The following is a 19,802-nucleotide window of genomic DNA, read 5'->3' as shown; positions in this document are numbered from 1 at the left end:
GCGAGACGCTCGTAACGGCGTCAAGCTATGGTGCCGCGGCCAACGCTACTGGACATGTCTCATCGAAGGCACGGTGCGCGTAGACCTTGACGGTGCGAATGCTGGCGTCGTTACAGCGACCGAAGTGGAGTATGGGACGAGTCAGGAGAACACTCGGCTCGCGCGCAACAGGAGCAGTTCTCAATAACCTTCATGGTACACGGCGTTGACCTGGCAAGCATCATGCAATAAACAGCGAACTTGACATAACTAACATGATCATTCGTGATGCGAAGCATTGTGCCCGTGCAAACAATCGATCTTGCTAAACCGTCGGCTGCATGGGCATGTTTGACACGAAATGTCTTAAGGATATCGATCCCGTTGGGGGGGGCAAGGGCGCACGGTCCCTGATGTCTGTCGAGCTCTCCGAAGCTCAATCCCAAGAAGACTGGTTCCGCGGCAGAGCGTTATATGGATCGTAGACGTCGAAGTGGTCCGTCGAGTCAAGACGCTCTGTGTACAGAACGAGGTTCGTACCGTCAGGCTTTAGTCGTGATTTAAAGAGGATACCCTTGGCACCGCTGGCGACGACCTCATCGCCAAGGATCCAGCTGGGCGGCTCGATCCGTTCATTGAACCAGCAGTGACGCCAGTCGCAATAGAAATCCTCCCACAACGCCGACCACTTTCCGCTGTCGTACCCGCCGGTGAAATCGACAATCGGAGCGGCCGTGAGGTTGTAGCTGACCAGGGTCCCCGGTGGCATCAAGGACGACAGCTGCTGATACTCTCTGATGGCCGTGTCGTGGTCGAAGGCCAAGTAGAGCGCATTCAGCCCGACACGATTCGCGCGACCGCCGTGCGTTCCCGCTCCCGCGCCGCTCGTCGGCGCAACAGCCCACCTGGGAACGTGCATACGATAGACAGTTACCCCAGCCAATTCTGTGAGGATCATCCTGCCGCACCCGCCTCGAGCGACGCAACGTAACGAAGGACGTCATCCGCCCGACTTTCGGACACCAATTGCTCGGCGGTTTTGTAGTTGAACACCGGCAGCGGTTCGTTGCGATACCAGAACAGCGCCTTCGTGACGTCGCCTGAGATATCCGTCGCGGCACGGATGACCCGCAGAGCGTCGCGGAGGAATCGTTGCACGCTTTCGGACGCAGGCTGTCGGCTGATCGTGTTCCGATGTACATGTGCTTGCTGGGCAAGAGTTTGCAAGTCAATATGCAAGGCCTCGCCGAAGCGCCGAGCGGAGACAATCGGGGCTGGGTCTTCGGGATCGCGTAATGAGGCCATGAACCGGTCAAAGCTCACGTTTGCACTGGGAATAGCACCGGTATCCGAATTCATGGCTCGCTCCACGCACATAATGTGGACAATTTTAGCACAAATAGCAATACCACCGCCGAGCATGAAAGCCGACGTTTTGCCTTGTCGATGGTGCCGCGGTCATGACAATGAGATAAGAATGCGAATTCTTAAAAAAGGGAGTTAATAATGCAAATATTGTGCGTCAAAGCCCGTGGACGAAATTTCACGTGAAACCATGCACAGTTTCCAGACACCAAACTCTACGTCTGCATACTTAAAATGCGATAAATTGCCTTATGTAAAACCACATTACCCCGCTGATCCGATGTCATGTTCCTGACTAGCCTGCAAACCAAGAATATGCAGACGACGCGCGCCTACGCGTTTTCATCGAGCAACCACGCTGGAATGTCGCGCGCCCCATTGATTACCCGCCAAACTTCAACGTGATCGGCACGCTCTACATAGAACACCAGGTGCGGGTAACGCTTGAGCGGCCATGACCGCAAGCCTGGAAAATCGAGTTCGTACGCGTAACGGGGCGACCCCATTGCAGGTTGTCTGGCCAACTTCATGTACGCCGTTTCGATTTCGCTGATAAAACCAAGCGCTGCCTGCTCCGATCCCTCATCTACAAGGTAATAGTCGATCTCTGTCTCGACGTCTTGCCGTGCTCTAAGCGAAGGTATGACGGGTTTCGATTTCATTTGCGCGCAGTGCGTACGCGCGCGCGGAGCGACTCAAAATAGGTGCTATCAACCGGTGTCGTCATACCTGATGCAGCGCCTTCCAGCAGCAAAGCACGCAGATGCTGCCGCTGCTGATCGCGGCGGATCAGTTCGCGGACATACTCGCTGCTCGTGCCATAGCCGCGTTCGTTGACTTGCTCGTCGACGAAGCACTTCAGCCCATCCGGCAAAGATATGTTCATGGTAGTCATGATTCGCAGAATAGCACCTTTGCCAAATTTTGCCAAAATTCGCCGTGAAACTTCTAGCCCAAGAGTTCCATTATTCGCCGAGCGCTACACGTTCCATCGGGCTTGTCGATGAGCGCAACGCTTGGTTCGCGCATCACACGGAAAAGTCCGCGGGAGCGCACGAAGGCGTTGCTTTCCAACTCGCCTGGTTCCAACGGACGGGCCATGCCGTGCCATGGCGACCCGCTCGGTCTCCTGTAACTGCTTCCGCTGAGACGGCACGTTTGCACGCAAGCGGCGCTGTATGCGCTGCGCAACGAGGCGTTGCGCGGCTTTACTTCTGACTCACGTTGATTGCGGGCGATTACCCTTCACCTTCACGACGTAACTAAACGGTGCGAGTCGCTGCTTTCGGAGCAAACCATGTCGTGCCGCATCTCCAGAGCCGACAGAGCCCGGACCTTGCGTGGCCCGGGGACCATTGCTCAGTCGAAGCCACCGAAGGGCCACGGCAAACGTCGAATTGCGCATCCTTGCAGAGGGCGAGGCCGAACACATGCTGTGGACGGTGATGAAAGTTGGCAGATAAAAATCGGTCGGGAAATGCGGGCTGCTATGGTGAGCGTGCGAGCCTGTTCCAACGTGTCGGTGCGGACCATCTGGAAGCGCCTGCGCCCGGTCCAAGAGGGCATGCATCTTACCGTCGAAGCCGCACGTTTCCAGCAAAGCCGGGGACCAAGGTTATGCCGTGTCAAAAGTCGGTGCGTCTATAATTTGCTCCAGCCATTGCGGCCTGGCCACGTCTTCAGAGCAGATGCATCCGAACCTTCGGGGCCTGTGCCGGGAAGCACGCCGATGCAAGCCAGGCCGCCCTTCTGCCGGATACGATCCATGCCCATCGACCGCATCGACGCTAATATTCTCGCGCTGCTTCAACGCAATAACCGCCTGACTACCGACGAAATCGGCAAGGCCGCAGGGCTTTCCTCGACAGCCGTGCAGCGACGCCTCAAGAAGCTACGCGCGGACGGCGTCATCGAGGCGGACGTGTCGATCGTGCAGCCCAAGGCGGTCGGGCGGCCGATCTCGATCGTGGTCATGGTGACATTGGAGCGCGAGCGCGCGGATATCGTCGACCGCTTCAAGCAGTCGATCCGGCAGACGCCGGAGGTCATGAACGGCTTCTACGTAACGGGCGATTCAGACTTTTTGCTGATCGTCACCGCCCGCAGCATGGAAGATTATGAGCAGTTCACGCGCAAGTTTTTCTACGAAAACCCCGATATCAAGGGCTTCAAGACGATGGTCATCATGGACCGCGTGAAGGTCGGCTTCTCCGTGCCCATCGACTTCTCCGACATCGGCGGAGACTAAAGTCACAGCGATCAGCTTCCCGCCGCCCATGCCGACAAATCTCGTGCGTCGAGTTCGCCGTCGAGACACTCCATTATGCGTTCGCCCATCAACGCAGAGAACTTGAACATCTGCCCGTCGCAGTTAGTGACGACGATGCCGTCGCCGAAGCGCTGAACATTGAACCGCTCGCTTGCATCCTTCACGTAATAGCCCACCGCCATGCGCTGCGGAACATACTCGTCCGCCCGATGCAGATATGGCGCGAAGTGACCGATGACTTCATGGCCTTCTTCGGGATCGGCGATAAAACCGTCGCGCGGCGCGCCCGCACGACGATGCGCGCCCGAACCAAACTTGAGTCCGGTTCCATTTACCGGCATCAGCGCGTAGTTGTCGCCTTCGCCGATGTCGGTCAGGCAAGGGCCGTTAGCCCACGCGGCCGCATACTGGGCGGGCGGCTCGACATAGCACACGGCCTGCCGCCGTACAGGCAGACTGCTCTGATTCAGCCTGACCGCCACGGCGTCATCGAGCTCAAGCGTGGGAAGCCACGCGCCCGCGGCCACGACGAGCGCATCGCCCTGAATTGTCGTGCCGCCTTCGAGCCGGACTCTGGCGCGCGCCACCTCGACTTGGACCGCGCGCGCGTTCTCGTGAATGACGGCGCCGCGAGCCCGGATCCACGTCGAGAGTCCGGTGACGATCCGGTCGGCGAAGAGCACACCGCCTTCTTCCGTGTACAGGCCATGCACCGCCTTCGGCAGCTTTAGTTGCGGAACGCGCTTCTCCATCTCCGCATGATCGAGCCATTCGAATGCAACATCCGCCCTCTGAAGCGACGGAACGGATGCCGCGATGTAATCGTTCGAATTTGTCGACACGCCGAGCGCGCCGGTCCGGTAATAGTGCTGCTCGCCGAGATCGCGCCACAGCCGGTCCCACGCAGCGAAAGCCTGATGAACCATGCGCGTGTAGCCGAGCGCCGCGCCGTACTGGAAGCGGATCATGCGATGCTGGTCAAACGACGCGCCGTGCGGATTCGGCACCGTGTTCTGCTCGATGATCGTCACACGGTCGCCACGCAGAAGCGCCGCGCGCGCGGTCGACAGACCCACCGCGCCTGCCCCGACGATTATGATATGCCGCTGCGCGACGTTTTTCTGGTGTTGCATGTGCCTTACCTCTTCCTGTTATCTCGTTGGTCCGAAGACCGTGCGTCTGCGACACGCGCTCAAATCGCGGGCCGCCGCATCGAAGCACCACCATCCGCGAGGCGCCGTTCGACACAGCGCACCGCCAGCAGCGCGAAGAAGTTGATCAGCAGATAAAGCGCCGATGCAATCGCGAAGATTTCGATGATGGCAAAGGTCTCGCTCATCAGCCGCTTCGCCTGACCGGTGATTTCGAGCACCGTGATGGTCGATGCCAGACTCGACTCCTTGATCACGATGGCCACTTCGTTGCCGTAAGCCGGCAGCGCGTGACGCAGCGCGAGCGGGAAGCTCACGCGGCGCAGGATGGTCGCTGGCGACATGCCGCACGCGAGCGCCGCTTCGAGCGAGCCTTTCGGCACGGCCAAAAACGCGCCCCGGAAGATCTCCGAGGTGTAGGCAATCGTGTTGAGCAGCACGGTCAGCATCGCGCAATGCAGGCTGTCGCCGAACAGCCACCAAAGCGCCGGTGTGTCCTGGATGAAGTGCACTTGCCCGAAACCGTAGTAGATAATGAAAATCTGCACCAGCATGGGCGTGCCGCGAAAGAACCCGCTGTAGGCGTCGCCGAGCCGGGCGAGCATGCGGCGCGTCCCGATGCGCAGCCGCGCCATCGCCACGCCGAGCGGAAAGCCCGCCACGATCCCCACAATTCCGATCAGCAAGGTGACGCGCGCGCCTTTCAGCAGAAACGGCAGGGACATGTCGATCAGATCACCCATCACCTGCCTCCCACAAAGCCGCGGTTCAGGCCGCGTTCGATCACGACGAACACGCGCTGACTGGACCACGTGATGAACAGGAATACGAAGCCCGCGATCATGTAAAACAGCAGCGGGCTATGCGTGATACCCGCCGCGATCGCGGACACGCGCATGAGTTCCTGGAGACCTACGACCGAGACCAGGGACGTATCCTTGATCGTCATCTGCCAGACGTTGTTGAGGCCGCCAAGCGCATAGCGGAACATGAGCGGCGCTATCACGCGCCGGTAAATGGTAAGCCGGTCGAAGCCGAGCGCCTGCGCCGCCTCTATGCCACCCGGCGCAATCGACTGTAGCGCGCCGCGCAACACTTCGATCGAATAGGCCGCAGAGATTGCGCCGATCGAAACCGTGCCCATGATGAAGCTGTATGCCGCGCGTAAACCGTCGCGAAACCCGAAGATTTCGCCGATGCGGTCGACAGCCTCGACCGAGCCGAAGAACAGCAAATAGATCACCAGCAGGCCAGGCACACTGCGGATGACACCGGTGAAGGCGTCGATCGCCTGAGACAGAATCGCCATTCGGCGCCAGCGCGCGATGGCAAGCGGCACCGCCACGACGATACCGAGCACCATGCCCAGCAGCCCGAGCAGGATGGTGACGGCGCTCCCCTTGAGGATCGATATCAGCCAGCCTTGCTTGAGCAGTAACTGTAGTGTTTCGAACATGGCGGTGGTTCGTTTCCAAACGGGTTCAGGATCGCATGCGGGCCGAAGGACGCATGCCGCTTCGCGTCCCGCGAGTCCAGCCAGTAGTCACATCAGAGCGCGCATGGAATTGTGTAATCTTCCTGGAACCACTTGTCGCTGATCTTCTTCATCGTTCCGTTCTTGATCAGCGTGCAAAGCGCGGTATCCACGCGCTTCTGCAACTCGGCGTTGCCCTTGCGAATGCCGACGCCCATGCCCGTCCCGAGAATCTCCGGGTCTTCCTTCTGGCGCACCGCCACTGGAACGCGCGTGATGGCCGCGCCGCTCGGCGTTTTCATTACATCGGCCCAAGTCGGCGAGTCGCTGAAGGCAGCGTAGAGCCGGCCGCTTTGCAGGTCGCTCACCATGGCATTGACCGAGTCATACGACTTGATATCCGCATTCGCGAAGTGCTTTTCCACGTACTTCGCGTAGGTCGTGCCGTTCACGACACCGACCGACTTGCCATCGACCGCCTTGCCGATCGCGTCGAGCGAGCTTGCTTGAACGAGCGGCGAGCCTTTCTTGACGGCGAAGTATTTAGTCACGCCGGCGTAGGGAATCGAGTAGTCGATCTGCTTCTTGCGCGTTTCGGTGATACCGAGGCCCGAAACGATCACGTCGAACTGGCCTGCGGACAACGAGGGAATCAGCGTATTGAACGACTGGACCACGAACTTGCACTGCATCTTCAGTTCCGTGCAGACCGCGTTCGCCACGTCGGCATCGTAGCCGGTGACATTGCCGCTCGCATCCGCCATGCTGAAGGGCGGCGCATCACCCTCGGTACCGACGGACAAAGTCCCGGCCTGTGCCGAAGCGTAAGCCGAGAACAATACTGCGGCGCTCATCGCAAGCGAGAGAAAAGACTTTTTCATACGGTTTTCTCCAAACAGTGAGAGAGGATTGAAAGCGTGTCACCGGGCCGATTCATGAGGCGTCGGCCGCTAGTGTTGAGACAGGAAACTGCGCACCCGTTCCGATTTTGCCGAGGTGAAGATGACTTCCGGCGTGTCGTCTTCCTCGATACGTCCCTGGTGCAAAAAGATAATGCGCGACGACACTTCGCGAGCGAAGCGCATCTCGTGCATGACCAGCAGAATCGTGTTGCCCTCCTCCGCCAGCTTGCGAATGACCTTGAGCACTTCGCCGACGAGCTCCGGGTCCAGCGCCGAAGTCGGTTCGTCGAACAGAACCACGCCCGGCTTCATCGCGAGCGCTCGCGCAATCGCCACGCGTTGCTGCTGACCGCCCGAAAGCTGCGAAGGATACGCATCGCGCTTTTCCGCCATGCCCACTTTCGCCAGCATCTGGATGGCCGTTTCTTCCGCTTCAGCGCGCTTCATCCCTTTGACGAATCTCAGCGCCTCCGTCACGTTCTGGATCACCCTGCGATGCGGCCACAAATTGAAGCTCTGAAAGACCATGCCGATCTGCTTGCGAAACTCCGGAATGGCGGCCGTATTGCTCGATGAACTGATGCCCTGCCGGTCGGTATCGAACTGCACGGTCTGCCCATGCAGGCTCACCGCGCCGGAGGTAGGCATCTCAAGAAAGTTAATGCATCTGAGCAGCGTGCTCTTCCCCGATCCCGAAGATCCGATCAACGAGATGACCTCGCCCTGATTCACTTTCAGGTTGATACCGTTGAGAACCAGATCGGCGGCGAAGCGCTTCTTCAGATCGCGGATTTCGAGGATGGGCTTGGCTGTCATGGAAGTCATCCGATTGATGCGGCGTAGTCAAAGATCGCCGGATTTGTGCAATTTCTGCGTGACCTGATCGATGGCCTTGCCTGCGATATCCACCATCTCGTCGATCTCGGTCTGCGTCATGGTGAGCGGGGGTGCGAAGCCCAGGATGTCGCCGTGCGGCATGGCGCGTGCAATGAGCCCGCGGTCGCGAGCGGCCTGCGAAATACGTGCACCGACTTTCAGCGCCGGATCGAAGCGCTGCTTCTTCTCCGGGTCCGCGACGAACTCGACCGCCGCCATCATGCCGACGCCACGCACCTCGCCGACGAAGGGAAGATTTGCAAAACGTTCCTTGAAGCGTGTCTGCATGTACGCGCCGTTGGTTTCGGCTTTGCCGGGCAGGTCTTCCGCTTCGACAATATCGAGCACCGCGTTGGCCGCCGCGACACTGATCGGGTGCCCTGAGTAGGTATAACCATGCGAGAAGCTGCCGACCTGCGGTGTCGCGTCCTCCATCACCTGATAAACCTTCTCGCTGACGATGCTCGCGGACAGCGGTGCATACGCGGCGGTCAGCCCCTTCGCCACCGTGACGAGATCCGGTTCCATCCCGTAGAGCGTGGAGCCGAACAGCTTCCCGGTGCGGCCGAAGCCGGTGATCACTTCATCGGCGATCAGGAGCACATCGTATTTCTTCAGGACCGCCTGAACGGCGGGCCAATAGCCCTCGGGGGCGGGAATGATGCCGCCCGTGCCGAGCACGGGTTCACCGATGAACGCGCCGACCGTCTCTGGCCCTTCGCGCAGGATCATCGCTTCGAGTTCGGCCGCACGACGCGCGACGAAGGCCGCGACACTCTCGCCCGGCTCCGAACCCCAGTAGTGATGCGGCACGCCCGTATGCAGGATTCGCGCGGTCGGCAGATCCATGTGGTCGTGATAGAAACTCAGTCCCGTCATCGATCCGGACACCACCGAGCAACCGTGATAGCCGCGCTCGCGCGAGATGATCTTCTTCTTTTGCGGCAAGCCGCGCAGGTTGTTGTAGTACCACACGAGCTTCGCCTGCGTTTCGTTGGCATCCGAACCTGACAGCCCGTAAAACACCTTCGACATCTTGCCTGGCGCCATCTTCACGAGGCGGTCCGAGAGCTTCGCGAGCTGGTCGGTCGTATGCGATGCATAGCTGTGGTAATAGGCGAGCTTGTATGCCTGACGCGCGATGGCCTCGGCCACTTCGGTTCGACCGTAGCCCACGTTCACGCAGTAGAGACCGGCGAAACCGTCGATATACTCGCGGCCCGTCGCATCCTTGATACGCACGCCCTTGCCCGTCTCGACGATGACGGGGTCAGTCGTGCCCGTCGCGTAGTCCTTCAGATACGTGAACGGATGCAGCACCGAGCGGCGGTCCATCTCGGCAATCTGATCGATGTATTCCATGACTATTCCTTTTTATGACGAACTCTGGTTCAGCCTGATTGAGTCGCTCAAACAGTGTGGGATGGCGTCATGCCGCGCGTGAGATCGTCGATGCATACATATTTCAGTTCGAGGAATTCGTCGATGCCGTGCGTCGAACCTTCCCGGCCGAGTCCGGATTCCTTCCATCCGCCGAAGGGCACGGGCGGCCCCGTGAAGGACGGAGTATTCACCGCCACCATGCCGTATTCGAGCGCGGCCGAGCAACGGATCGCGCGGTTCAGGTCGGAAGTGAACACATAGGCCGCCAACCCCATCTCGGAAACGTTCGCGCGGGCAACGACTTCGGCTTCCGTATCGAACGCAAGAATGGCGGCGACGGGTCCGAAGGTCTCTTCCTGCGCGATGAGCATGTCGTCGGTGACATCGCACAGGGCCGTAGGCATGACGAAGTTACCGTCGATCCGGGACGTAAAGACCTGCTGTTCGATATCGCGACCGAGGAGCTGAGCCACCTTGAGGTGATCGGCTCGATTGTCGCGATGCTCAACAAGGGCGCCAAGGGCCAGCTGGCCGAAGGCGTACAGGCTGAAGCCGAAATGTATCGTTCGCTGACTGGCGCGGGCAACGATTCGCATATCACCTCGATCCTCTATGGCGGTGGAGCGCCGCTCACCAATTCTGCCGGCGTACCGTGGACGGCGGCCTATATCGACACCATTGGCGAACCCACTGCCGATCTGCGTTCGAACATCGCCGCGGAAGCGCGCGCCAAGATCGTCTACGAACGACTGATCAACGTCACTGATGATCCAGGCATCAAAGAGGCGTTGGGTTTTCTGATGACGCGCGAGATTGCCCACCAAAAGTCTTTCGAGAAAGCGCTGCACGCCATCCAGCCGAACTTCCCGCAGGGCAAGCTGCCCGGTGACCCGGAATTCACGAGCGTCTATTTCAATATGTCCAAAGGCGACGACGCCCGAGGCCCTTGGAACCAGGGCGGCGACTGGCAGTTCGTCGAGGATCCGCAGCCGGCAGTCGATGGCGGAGACGGCACGGCCACTGTTCAGGTATCGGAGCAGGAAGTGCAGGCGCTGCAATCGATGGCTTCTCGCACAGCCTCAGACCCAGCCGCAAATCCCACGACAGGCGCTGACCTTGGCGCAGGGCAAGCCGTTTAAAGGCCGTTAGATCTCAACCGCGCGCGGTCTGCGCGGTTGTGACGTTAAAGCTCGTCCGTTAAAAATCAGGCCATATTGCGTGGGCTGCTTGTAGTCTCCCCCACTCCCGATCCCCGGCGAGCGGCGCGACGCCACTACTCTTCCAGCGGGTTGCATTGCTTTGGCTCGCCCTGCTATGCCACGGTGTTGACGGCGTGCGAGCGAGGGCGCCATCCAGCAAGCCGACAATGCTCCCGGAAAAAGGCAAGTCGCCGGAGCGTGTTCCAGTTAAAATCCGCAATTTGAAGCCGAGTTAAGTCTCCAAGCGGCAGTTCTTCAGCTGGCGCCATTCGCGACTATCACCGCGCCATTCAACTGATCCTTGACAATGCAAGCGTCCCCAAGCGGTGGACCATTGTTTGACACGCATGATCCGGTGCATTTCGTTTCGACCGTAAGCATCGTTTTGAAGTAGCGGTATGCGGTATCCACGAATTTGCGGTCTGCTCCCGGTGCTTAATGGTCGGCGTTTTGCCAGCCTTCGCGAATGTTGACCCGATCGCTTGGACCGTTCTCAATAAAGTTATCCTCAAAGCATCGGCCAATCAAGTCGTCGTAACTCCCCGGGTCACAACTTACGATGGCTCGAAACATCTCAATCAACGCGTTCCCGTCTTCGAGATGTGCAACGACTACCCGAGCTGTCCGCAGCGAAACCGACTCGCGCACGGAAGGCGCTTCACTTCCATCCTGAAGCTCGAAAGCGAAGCGGTGAATTTCTTCATGTCCCTCGGCAAGGGTCGTATGTCCCCAGATAATTGCTTTCATAGTTCGACGTTCAAGAAGTTTCCGATCGGGAAGCAAGCTCGGTTCCACGGCTTTCGCGCTTCCGTTCCCTTATTTCGCTTCATGCTTGAGGGTTTGGAAGCGACGAACAACGCAGCGAATGAGCACAACCCGATCACCGGTTGCGCTGCATTGTCGTCCTGCGCCCGGAGTTGTGCACTAACTCCTCGGGACGCTAGCTCGACGGGGATGGGAGGTCACAGGCATCACCGGAGGCATCGCTCCCCGACTAAATTTGGCGCTTAATACGAAACGTGCTATTTATGGCTCAAACGCTTGGGCGCGGAAATAACGATGAAGAGGCCGACCCCGACAAGAGCCAGGATTGCTCCGGCAGACCAGCGCGACAGCCCGCCCCTCGCGGGCGTACGCTTTCAAACTTCAGCGGTGAGCTGTTCAAGCAATTCGACTAACGCAGTCGCGGGGTTGCCTTTTTGACAATAGCCGTCGAAGTCGCCTATCGGAGCACGCTGCTGAACGAAGGCCTCGTCGTGCGCAGTTAGGGCGACTATTACGACGTCTTTGAGCAGAGGTTCGGATCTGAATCGTCGCGCCACCGCAAACCCGTCTAATTCGGGCATAGATATGTCGAGGAAAACAACACTCGGCACCCACTTCAGCGCTGTGCAAATCGCGCTTGCGCCCCCGTAGGCAGCCTTCGAAGTTGTTCCAAACAGTCCGAAATACGCGGTAAAAGCGTCCGCGGCATTCGCATTATCGTCTACCACCAGCACTCGCAGCCGGCTGCCGCGGCGCACTACGCGACGACTTGTCCAACGGCGCGCATAAGTGCTAGAGGACGGCATCGATGTATGGATTGCTTATGAACATACAAAAGGTAGCACAAAGAGTTCTGGAACGAGCGGCGTATTTGCTGCTTAAGGCTTAACCCGCAAATCGCAAAGATCAAAGCGTATACGTTTGATTTTTGACGGCATCCCGAATGCTAATGGGCTTCCAGCAAAGCTTTCCATTCCCCACGATTCATCAGTACACGTGAAACGACCCGCCTGGCCCGGTTGTACCCTTGTATCAGTCTCGTCGTGCTTGAGGGCGCACCGGTACAACCAACTTTTTGGGCACCGGTTCTGGTTGATTCGCTTAGTTTTGCACAAGAAGCGCTGCGGATCCGAGAAGACATGCGCGCGAATTCTGACGAATGGATTGGCAGTATTCCGGGGCCTGGGGGTATTGAATACCAGCAATCTCAGACGCTGACCGAATGGATGGACCGCACCGGGGCAGACGCCGTCATCTGGACGGCGTTGCCGGCAAAGTCGCGCGGTCACAACGGTCGAGTACCGAGCGTGGATGATGCAACTGCCTATGTGCAGTCACTGCATGGCGACGAACGGACGCGCGCCGAAGCTTATATTCGCCAGACACCGGCGAGCATCCGCACGCCCTTTCGGGCGCACTTCGAAACAGTATTGGGCTGGCACCTCGAGCAAGAACGCAAGCGAGGTTAGGACGCTGACGTTGTTCAGCGTGCGGTGCACAGGTGTGCATTTACGTTCACTGGCGGCTCGTCGCCCTTGAAAGGTTCACGAGGCACAAATTCGTTGACGACGCCGGGCTGAAATGTCAAGCAATGACGCGAGGTCGGCCACAGATCCGTTCAATGGAGCCACGCTCCCGCGCCTTGTGCGACCGCAGCGGGCGCGGTCCACGCGAGCACGCACAGTTGGCGATTATCTCGCGCCTGTCCCATTGCTTTTGGTACATTTTTTGCTGAGATCGAACTGTTCGTCTATTTCAACGGTGCTATGCGCAACGGAAAACGACCAAAGCTAGTTCTCTTCCCGTTCAAATCTGTCGCACCGGCGGCCGGCTTGACCGAGAACGACTTTGCTGTTTATGCGTCCTACCGCGGCACTCGCGCGAGCGGCTTTCACGGCACGTTGAAGGTGGTGCGTAAGACGGATTCCAAGCTGTTATATCCGTTTGATGGCGCTTCGCCAATCGGCCCTTACACGGGACCGGACGAGGCGCTCGCAGCTGCCCAGCAACTCGGTAAAGAGATCGTCGGTGGCGATATTGCAAACCCCGAGCTATAACGGTTACCGACGTCCCTATGAAAGCGGCTCCGAGCGAATCTCAGTTTCAGCTGACCCGACATGGAGTCGAGTTCGCAATACTCAAAAATGGTCAGCAGGTTGACTGCGTCATCTTGTTAGAAGCGTTGCAGCAGTGCTTCTGGCTCGATTTACCGGCTCACGATGAACGCATACGGCGGTGCTTTGTAGACGGATATGCTCGCATCCGTGCGGTGGCGGAACGAAAGTCTCTGGTTGTCAGCTCCGACACGATTCGCCTGACGCCGACGGACTTTCTCAGAAGATGAGATGACCGTCTGGGTGGCGACCACTTAGGCGCAGCCGAAGATGTTTGCGCTTTTCTTGCGTTCTCGAGCTTGTTACATCCGGCGCGGTCTTCGGTTCCAATGGATCACCAAGACTTCACCTACCGAGAGAATGCCATCCCAATCATGAAACGCGGTCCGAATCGAATCGGGCCAAGTGGTCATCACCCAAAAGTCCCCGTCCAACTGCCGCTTTGCGTTGATGACGGCAAGACGCTCCGATGCGAATGTTTGGGGCGCGGGGGTGTCTTGCTCGCGCTTATCGCATCCTGTCACAGCAGCCCATCTCCACCTCGCATTTTCTTTATTGAAGGCAACCTCGAAGACCCGGTAGCTGCCTGGGACGCGCTTATACAATGAGTATCGATTGCTGGAAATGCTGTCGTGCACCTCAGTGGCATCAGACAACGCTTGGGACGGGCGTGAGCCAACTTGCCCCTGTGCTGTCGGCTTGTAGATTCGCGGGTCAGTCCGTCGCTGCATGGTCGATTGGGGTCGCCGGGTCGATTCAATGGGACTCAATCTTGATCACCTCAAGGCGATAGACAGAGTCCTTGGCCCAGATCTCCACCTCATATGGACTCCGGCATCCAAAGATGCCTTTCACCGCTACATCATCGATAAAGATGCAGCCGGACCAGAAGCCGCAAGAAGTGCAGTAGATCCTCAGATATGTTTGCGGACGCATGATTTTTCCTGAGGGTCGAGGATGAGATCAGCATACGCTTGTCAATGGCCAAAAGCTGTCGTGACCGACTTGGCTCATTCCGTTAAGCCGTCGCCGAAGAGCGGCGCGGACCGGATGCAACGCGCGAAGCACGTACTAGCACTTTCCGCATGCGTCCCTCTAGCGACCCGGCAAAGTTGGGCGCTCCCTTCCCTTCGCGATAAGACCATCGCTCGCTGCGGCAGTCACCCTGCTGCAGGCAGCACTCGAATGTCGGCGCCAGGACGGACGGCGTGCGCGAAAGCGATTGCCGCGCGCTCGTCGTCGACTAAATTGACAGCAACCCCGTGACCGGTCGGAATCTCGACCTGCCAGCGTCCATAAGCGGCCGGTCGAACGATGACTTCGGTGTCATCCGCGCCTTCAGGTGTAAGCATGTAGACTAGGTTCTCGAAGATGGAAAGAATATCGCACTCGTGTTAATAGCTTCCGCGAAGGTTATGTCACTCGCCGTACAGCTCGCGTCCTCGCGCACTCATTTTCGAGTCTTACGGGCCTGGACGCTATGATGCGGGCAATCGTTGCTGCCCTTCCCTCGCCACTACGATTCGCTTATTGGCGAACGGTTCGGCGATACGTGAGTGCTCAGTATCAGCTGCTACGAACGCGGCAACGACATACATCGCGCTGGTTGCACGACTCACTCACCGTCGTCCGCGTTATAACGTGCCGCCGCTTCGAGCATACGCTGCTTCTCCGCCTTGACGTAGATCGAGGTGGTTTGCACGATGCATCGTCCAATAGGTGGACGACTTCGGTCGGCAACCTGCGCGACGGCGCGTCAGCGCCTGCTCAAAACATATTGGCGAACCCATATGGAAGAAGTTCTACCCGCTATGCTCCACGCAAATTTTGGTGAGCCGCTTCTGACGTCAGAAGTTTTCCCGCCGAAGTCGGCCGTTCCACCTAATTCCTAAGCCATCGAGCCGGTCCCGGGCAGACTGAATCGGGAAGCCAGGTTCGCAGAGCTTCGTAGCACCGGGCACTCGGAATGCGGTATGTCGGATTTGCACGGCAAAAGTAAGTCGCCAAGCTTTTGCGAGGCGAAGCTAGCTCCTGCCAGCGCGCCGTTTGTGGAACCTGAGCATGCTATTGTCGCTTGAAGCTGCTGATCTCATGCATGGCATCCCAGCTCCCGGTCCGTTTTCCCGCGAGGGATGGATCTTTGAAGTCAAATACGACGGCTACCGGGCGCTGGTGCGGAAGGTAGGCAGCTCAGTTGATTTGATCTCGCGCAATGGTAAGTCCCTTAACGAACATTTCCCCGAAGTCGTTGCCGCGGTTGCGGATATTCCTGGTAGCTTCTCTTGGGACGCGGAGCTGACCGTCGATGACGGCACCGGTCGCACTTCCTTAGAACGCCTTCAACGGCGGACGCGAAGCCGCCATCCACTGAGCCTACATGCGGCCGCTACGGAGGATCCGGCACGGATCTACGTTTTCGACATGCTCGCTTGGGGCCACCACGACATGCGACGCATGCGGCTTTTTGATAGGAAAGCGATGTTGCGCGAGAGCTTTGCAGACACGATGGTCATCGTGTACGTTGATGGCATCGAGGAGCAAGGCGAGCTGGCATTCGAGCGCGCAGCGCGATTCAACCTCGAAGGGGTTATGGCGAAACGGCTCAAAGCGCCGTACTCGGCCGGCTACACCCGTGACTGGCTCAACGTCAAAAATCCGAACTACGGCCGTGCGACGGCGCCAATAAATTGGCGACCGGCATCCGCGGAAAATGAGAACGAAGCTAGCGGAACATTGCCCGCGCGTCTTAATCGGCGATCGTTGCCATAGCAAAACGCCCACGGAACTAACCGCGGGCGTTCGTTCGTTCGAGAAACATAGGCATTTAGGGCTTTTGCGCGTCGTCGTCGGCGTCCATCAGATTGCCTCCTCGTTTTCGACGCAATCAAGAGCTGGCTAATCTGGCTAAACCTCATATCGAGTAGTCAGGTCCTCGGCGTTCGTTCGCGGCACTGCTCTCGCAATTGATTTTGGGCACGCGCAATGCGGTCAAGCATATCCGCTTGGTCGGCCCGACTGGCCGGTGCGTCGAACGTGAGCGCAAAAAAACCTATGACTATGCCGCGGGCGGCACCCAGTTGCTCACGAGCGACGTTCGGGTATTTCGTCAGATTGTTTGCTTCACCAATGTAGCGATTTACCGCCGCCCATGTCCGCTCGCAAAGGGTCTCGTAGGTATATTGCATGTGAAAGTTATTAAATAGATTGGATTTCGCGAGCATCGGTCGATTGCCAGGCGAGCACAGTGCTTTGTGCCTCGCTTCGAATAACATCGGACTTGCATACGCGGAATTTCTTATGACGCGAAGCCTCACATCTGAGTAACTACCTGCGACCCCGGATGCTCCCCAAGTCTGCCGCTTTTCGGCTTTTCCCTACTGATCAAGCCCAGTGTGCAAGCACCGGCCCGGCGCTTTCAAAGGCTAGGCGTCGTCATCCGCGTAGTACCGTGCCGCCGCCTCAAGCATGCGCCGCTTCTCTGCTTTGACGTAGATGGACGTGGTCTGGAGTGACGCATGCCCAAGGATCGACTGAACAACGTCCGTCGGCATATCTCGAGCGACGGCGCGTGTACCGAAGGTGTGGCGAAACGCATGCGCCGAGGTGTTTACCAGTTGCACCAAGTCCTCGGTGCTCATTTCGCTCAAGCCCGTCGGATCGGCCCGCAGCTCGACCACGAGTCGCCGGACGGCCATGCGGACCAGCCGCCCAAGTGCGTCCGGCGTGTAAGCCACGTCACGGTCGTCAGTGGTGTGTCGATTCTGCGCAGCGTCGGTTTCGGGAATCCAGACTGGCGCAATGAGCGGCCCGTGCGCCTGACCATCGAAGTCACGATCCCGGTCCGCCCAATGCGCGCGCAGCGCATCAAGCGTGGCGCCGCTCACCGGCACCGTGCGTTGCTTGCGCCGCTTGCCGACGATCGTCAGGGTCCAGACGGTTCGAGGAAGCGACCTCGATGCTTCGCCTGCCGGAGGCGCCTTCCCCGATTCGCGACTCGCGGGCGTCGATAATTCGCTTCTGACGTCAGAAGCGCGCAGATGTTCACGCCTTGCCTGAGCGGCTTCAACGCGACGCAGTCCCGAGTCGCCCATCAAGAGAATGGCCGCCCGCGCCGCACGCCACTGAGGCGCCGCCTCTTGCTCCACACGCGCTCGCGCCTGCTTGCTCAAACGCGCCCCTGCCTCTCCCGGCTCCGTTGGCGTCGGCAGGATTAGGGCCGTGCAACGCTCATCGAGCAGCCGTCGTACGCGCGTCCAGAGATCGGCGGGTAATGCGCGGTGAACCTGGACGGCGGACTCGCGGATCACCGTCGCCGGCTCATGCAGGGCGCTCCACGGGTTGCCTGCGAGGTACCGCACCTCGACGAGCCAGGCGAACGCCGCACGAATCACGCGGACCGCATACGCTTGACTGTCTTCCGACAGCCCCTCGGGCGCAAAGGGGCGCCAACGGCCGCTCGTGCGTGGACGCTTCGGTCCCGTAAAGCTGGCAATCGGCGCTTTCAAAAATCCTTGTACGCCTCGCAGTCTTCCACCAGCAGCGACGAAAGCGGCTTTTGTCGAACCACGACGCTCCACAAAATCAGCCGTTCGAGCTCCCGCGTATAGGCGCGCAGGGTCACCGGACGATCGCGATACCGGTGCAGGTAGGCGTGCACGGCGGCCAGATCGTGCTCGGCACGAATGAAGGCGAAGCTGCCCGAGCGGTTGATGCCTCGATGGAGTCCATCACCGCCCGATAACTCGGCCGGCACGGCGAGCTGCTCGAAGGGCGCCAGACGGGGCACGGCCGGATCGCCGCCCACCACGATGGCGAGCGGCTCGCCCGCTGCGCGAAAGGTGACATCGAGTGGCCTCGCATCGACGTCGTCGGCGACGCGTGCGCCGAGGCTTCGCTCATGCCGACGCAGCCATGCCACCAGCGTTGCCGCGCGCAAGGGTCCGATGCGCGGCACGGATCGCCACCAGCTGCCGCCGCGCGCGTTGCAATACTCGATCAGGGCGCCCAGCGTGGTGATTCCCTCGCCGATCAGCCGTCGCGCGATCAGCGGCCGGAACCACAGCTCGACCGGGTGAGCCAGCGTCGGCGTAGCGGCCGCCAGGGTCGACGCCTGCTCGACCATGCGTAGCGTCATGGCGGTAAGCCGCGCGCTGCCGTGTTGTTTGATCGAGTTTGAGGTGATCGGCGAGCACCGATGAGCCGTGTTTGAGCGCCAGACTTACCAGGTCATCACGCATTTGACGCAGATAGCGCTCGGTGGTCTCAGCGCTCGCCGCATGGGGCGAGCGTTCGACGTCGTAGTAAAGCCGCGCGATGGTGGCCGCAGGCACGCGCTGCACAAACGCGCGCAGCGCCGTGAAGTCGGTGCGGGTGTAGGTGCGCGGCGTGGGAAGCGTCAATTGTTGAGGTTGATTGGCCATCGATTGTCGCGCGCGTGCTCCCGCAGGTGCTCACCTCACCATAGAGCGTCGCCGCTCAGCTTCCGCCCGCCGCGCAAACTGCCACCTGGCAGTAACGTCCCAGCCCGCTGACTAGTCCGAACACCCGCCTCTGCCCCGTGCTAATGGGCGTTCGGCGAGGCGTAAATAACGCTACCCCCATTTTACCCATTAAAACCCTCACTGCTTATGATCATTAGCAGTCCAGTGTACTGAGGAAGAACGTCGAACTCTTTAATGCAACGTGCTACCGCTCATCTTGTCGCCCTATAGGCATATGCGCAGCCTTTGCTAAATGCATGATTGCATGCCTTTCCACAACGAAAGGTAGAATGCGCGCTATGTATCCCTTTCGGCGCTTTTTGTTTCGGGGCAGCGCGATCGGCCGGCGACGCCTGCTGGCTGCGCTCGCCCTCTTGTACGTGCGCGCGCTCCTGCCGGGCGGGATTATGCTCGACCCCATATCAGTGGCTACCGGCGATCTCACGCTTGTGATGTGTTCGGGGCACGGTCCAATGTTCACGCATCACGCCAACCCAACCGCGACGATGCCCGAAACATCGCCCGAAATGGACATGGGTCAGATGATGGGCACGATGGACAACGTCCCGGAGATGTCTGGCATGTCGGACTCTCACTCGCACGAATCAATGGCGGCAGACGATGGGATTTGCCCATTCAGTGCCGCGCTTGTTCTAGCTTGCGTGGGAGTTGTGCTTGCCGTTGTGCTTTTCGGCCTGACACGTGTCGCGCCGTCTTGGAGTGCAGCTCCTGCACGTACGCCGGTTCGCCGTTCGCCTCATTCCCTGCCGCTGTCGCGGGCACCTCCTCTTTTCAGCTGAAAGACGCTTTCCCCGCTGCGCACGCCGTGACGGTGCCGCGCACGT

Annotated in this window: 23 protein-coding genes and 1 pseudogene; 7 read left to right on the top strand and 17 right to left on the bottom strand. The window is 59.3% G+C overall.

Going from position 1 to position 19,802, the window contains the following annotated elements:
- A partial coding sequence (locus tag QCE79_RS37555; RefSeq protein WP_309853753.1) for a ProQ/FINO family protein occupies positions 1-187 on the top strand: 187 nt, incomplete at its 5' end.
- 228 nt (positions 188-415) lie between these two features.
- Here QCE79_RS37555 and QCE79_RS37550 read toward each other — a convergent pair.
- From QCE79_RS37550 to QCE79_RS37535, 4 genes are all read right to left on the bottom strand, one after another.
- The gene (locus tag QCE79_RS37550) at positions 416-937 is read right to left on the bottom strand and encodes an RES family NAD+ phosphorylase (RefSeq protein ID WP_309853750.1); all 522 of its coding nucleotides are present in this window, start codon (positions 935-937) and stop codon (positions 416-418) included.
- Entirely contained in the window at positions 934-1,338 is a 405-nt protein-coding gene (locus QCE79_RS37545) for a DUF2384 domain-containing protein (protein ID WP_309853747.1), read from the bottom strand. The genes QCE79_RS37550 and QCE79_RS37545 overlap by 4 nt, the downstream gene beginning before the upstream one ends.
- A gap of 338 nt (positions 1,339-1,676) precedes the next feature.
- Positions 1,677-2,006: a type II toxin-antitoxin system RelE/ParE family toxin gene (locus tag QCE79_RS37540; RefSeq protein WP_309853744.1), complete on the bottom strand. Its 330-nt coding sequence runs from the start codon at positions 2,004-2,006 to the stop codon at positions 1,677-1,679.
- The gene (locus tag QCE79_RS37535) at positions 2,003-2,239 is read right to left on the bottom strand and encodes a type II toxin-antitoxin system ParD family antitoxin (RefSeq protein WP_309853741.1); all 237 of its coding nucleotides are present in this window, start codon (positions 2,237-2,239) and stop codon (positions 2,003-2,005) included. Before QCE79_RS37535 ends, QCE79_RS37540 begins: the two co-directional genes overlap by 4 nt.
- 870 nt (positions 2,240-3,109) lie before the next feature.
- Here QCE79_RS37535 and QCE79_RS37530 point away from each other — a divergent pair.
- On the top strand, positions 3,110-3,592 hold the full coding sequence (locus QCE79_RS37530) for an Lrp/AsnC family transcriptional regulator (protein WP_309853738.1): 483 nt from the start codon (positions 3,110-3,112) through the stop codon (positions 3,590-3,592).
- Positions 3,593-3,603: 11 nt separating this feature from the next.
- Here QCE79_RS37530 and QCE79_RS37525 read toward each other — a convergent pair whose 3' ends face one another.
- The 7 genes from QCE79_RS37525 to QCE79_RS37495 form a co-directional block, all read right to left on the bottom strand.
- Positions 3,604-4,746, bottom strand: coding sequence for an FAD-dependent oxidoreductase (locus QCE79_RS37525; RefSeq protein ID WP_309853736.1), 1,143 nt, complete (start codon positions 4,744-4,746; stop codon positions 3,604-3,606).
- A gap of 59 nt (positions 4,747-4,805) precedes the next feature.
- Entirely contained in the window at positions 4,806-5,507 is a 702-nt protein-coding gene (locus tag QCE79_RS37520; RefSeq protein WP_309853733.1) for an ABC transporter permease subunit, read from the bottom strand.
- Entirely contained in the window at positions 5,507-6,220 is a 714-nt protein-coding gene (locus tag QCE79_RS37515; RefSeq protein WP_309853729.1) for an ABC transporter permease subunit, read from the bottom strand. The genes QCE79_RS37520 and QCE79_RS37515 overlap by 1 nt, the downstream gene beginning before the upstream one ends.
- A gap of 92 nt (positions 6,221-6,312) precedes the next feature.
- The gene (locus tag QCE79_RS37510) at positions 6,313-7,119 is read right to left on the bottom strand and encodes a transporter substrate-binding domain-containing protein (protein ID WP_309853726.1); all 807 of its coding nucleotides are present in this window, start codon (positions 7,117-7,119) and stop codon (positions 6,313-6,315) included.
- A gap of 69 nt (positions 7,120-7,188) precedes the next feature.
- Positions 7,189-7,965: an amino acid ABC transporter ATP-binding protein gene (locus QCE79_RS37505; protein ID WP_309853723.1), complete on the bottom strand. Its 777-nt coding sequence runs from the start codon at positions 7,963-7,965 to the stop codon at positions 7,189-7,191.
- An 18-nt stretch (positions 7,966-7,983) separates the two neighbouring features.
- Positions 7,984-9,378: an aminotransferase gene (locus tag QCE79_RS37500; protein ID WP_309853720.1), complete on the bottom strand. Its 1,395-nt coding sequence runs from the start codon at positions 9,376-9,378 to the stop codon at positions 7,984-7,986.
- A gap of 47 nt (positions 9,379-9,425) precedes the next feature.
- On the bottom strand, positions 9,426-9,803 hold the full coding sequence (locus QCE79_RS37495) for an aldehyde dehydrogenase family protein (RefSeq protein ID WP_309936386.1): 378 nt from the start codon (positions 9,801-9,803) through the stop codon (positions 9,426-9,428).
- Positions 9,804-9,815: 12 nt separating this feature from the next.
- Here QCE79_RS37495 and QCE79_RS37490 point away from each other — a divergent pair.
- Positions 9,816-10,538: pseudogene (locus tag QCE79_RS37490) on the top strand (manganese catalase family protein); the annotation flags it as partial.
- Positions 10,539-11,033: 495 nt separating this feature from the next.
- Here QCE79_RS37490 and QCE79_RS37485 read toward each other — a convergent pair.
- Positions 11,034-11,345, bottom strand: a complete 312-nt coding sequence (locus QCE79_RS37485) for a hypothetical protein (protein WP_309853717.1) — start codon at positions 11,343-11,345, stop codon at positions 11,034-11,036.
- Between the two features lie 392 nt (positions 11,346-11,737).
- Positions 11,738-12,097 carry a response regulator gene (locus QCE79_RS37480; protein ID WP_309853714.1) on the bottom strand — a complete coding sequence of 120 codons (360 nt, stop codon included), beginning with the start codon at positions 12,095-12,097 and terminating at the stop codon, positions 11,738-11,740.
- A gap of 405 nt (positions 12,098-12,502) precedes the next feature.
- Between QCE79_RS37480 and QCE79_RS37475 the strand changes: the two genes are divergently transcribed.
- The 3 genes from QCE79_RS37475 (at position 12,503) to QCE79_RS37465 (ending at position 13,707) form a co-directional block, all read left to right on the top strand.
- Positions 12,503-12,832 (top strand): hypothetical protein, encoded by a 330-nt coding sequence (locus tag QCE79_RS37475; protein WP_309853711.1) that lies wholly within the window; start codon positions 12,503-12,505, stop codon positions 12,830-12,832.
- A gap of 363 nt (positions 12,833-13,195) precedes the next feature.
- Complete coding sequence (locus QCE79_RS37470; RefSeq protein ID WP_309853708.1) at positions 13,196-13,420, top strand: DUF6723 family protein; 225 nt, start codon at positions 13,196-13,198, stop codon at positions 13,418-13,420.
- Positions 13,421-13,437: 17 nt separating this feature from the next.
- The gene (locus QCE79_RS37465; protein ID WP_309853704.1) at positions 13,438-13,707 is read left to right on the top strand and encodes a DUF1488 family protein; all 270 of its coding nucleotides are present in this window, start codon (positions 13,438-13,440) and stop codon (positions 13,705-13,707) included.
- Between the two features lie 930 nt (positions 13,708-14,637).
- On the opposite strand, the gene QCE79_RS37460 is transcribed toward QCE79_RS37465, so the two are convergent.
- Entirely contained in the window at positions 14,638-14,829 is a 192-nt protein-coding gene (locus tag QCE79_RS37460) for a hypothetical protein (RefSeq protein ID WP_309853701.1), read from the bottom strand.
- 709 nt (positions 14,830-15,538) lie between these two features.
- On the opposite strand from QCE79_RS37460, the gene QCE79_RS37455 reads away from it, so the two are divergent.
- Positions 15,539-16,246, top strand: coding sequence for a DNA ligase (locus QCE79_RS37455; protein ID WP_309853699.1), 708 nt, complete (start codon positions 15,539-15,541; stop codon positions 16,244-16,246).
- A gap of 155 nt (positions 16,247-16,401) precedes the next feature.
- Here the strand turns inward: QCE79_RS37455 and QCE79_RS37450 are convergent, their stop codons facing one another.
- From QCE79_RS37450 to QCE79_RS37440, 3 genes are all read right to left on the bottom strand, one after another.
- On the bottom strand, positions 16,402-16,698 hold the full coding sequence (locus QCE79_RS37450) for a hypothetical protein (protein ID WP_309853696.1): 297 nt from the start codon (positions 16,696-16,698) through the stop codon (positions 16,402-16,404).
- 201 nt (positions 16,699-16,899) lie between these two features.
- On the bottom strand, positions 16,900-17,982 hold the full coding sequence (locus tag QCE79_RS37445; RefSeq protein WP_309853694.1) for a site-specific integrase: 1,083 nt from the start codon (positions 17,980-17,982) through the stop codon (positions 16,900-16,902).
- Positions 17,979-18,611 carry a phage integrase family protein gene (locus tag QCE79_RS37440; protein ID WP_309853692.1) on the bottom strand — a complete coding sequence of 211 codons (633 nt, stop codon included), beginning with the start codon at positions 18,609-18,611 and terminating at the stop codon, positions 17,979-17,981. The genes QCE79_RS37445 and QCE79_RS37440 overlap by 4 nt, the downstream gene beginning before the upstream one ends.
- Positions 18,612-19,802: the final 1,191 nt, after the last annotated feature.

Origin of the sequence: Caballeronia sp. LZ003 (assembly GCF_031451465.1) — a bacterium.
In the GTDB taxonomy this organism is placed as follows: Bacteria; Pseudomonadota; Gammaproteobacteria; order Burkholderiales; family Burkholderiaceae; genus Caballeronia.
The sequence above is the reverse complement of the archived record's forward strand: the minus strand, read 5'-3'. Positions and strand labels throughout refer to the sequence as shown.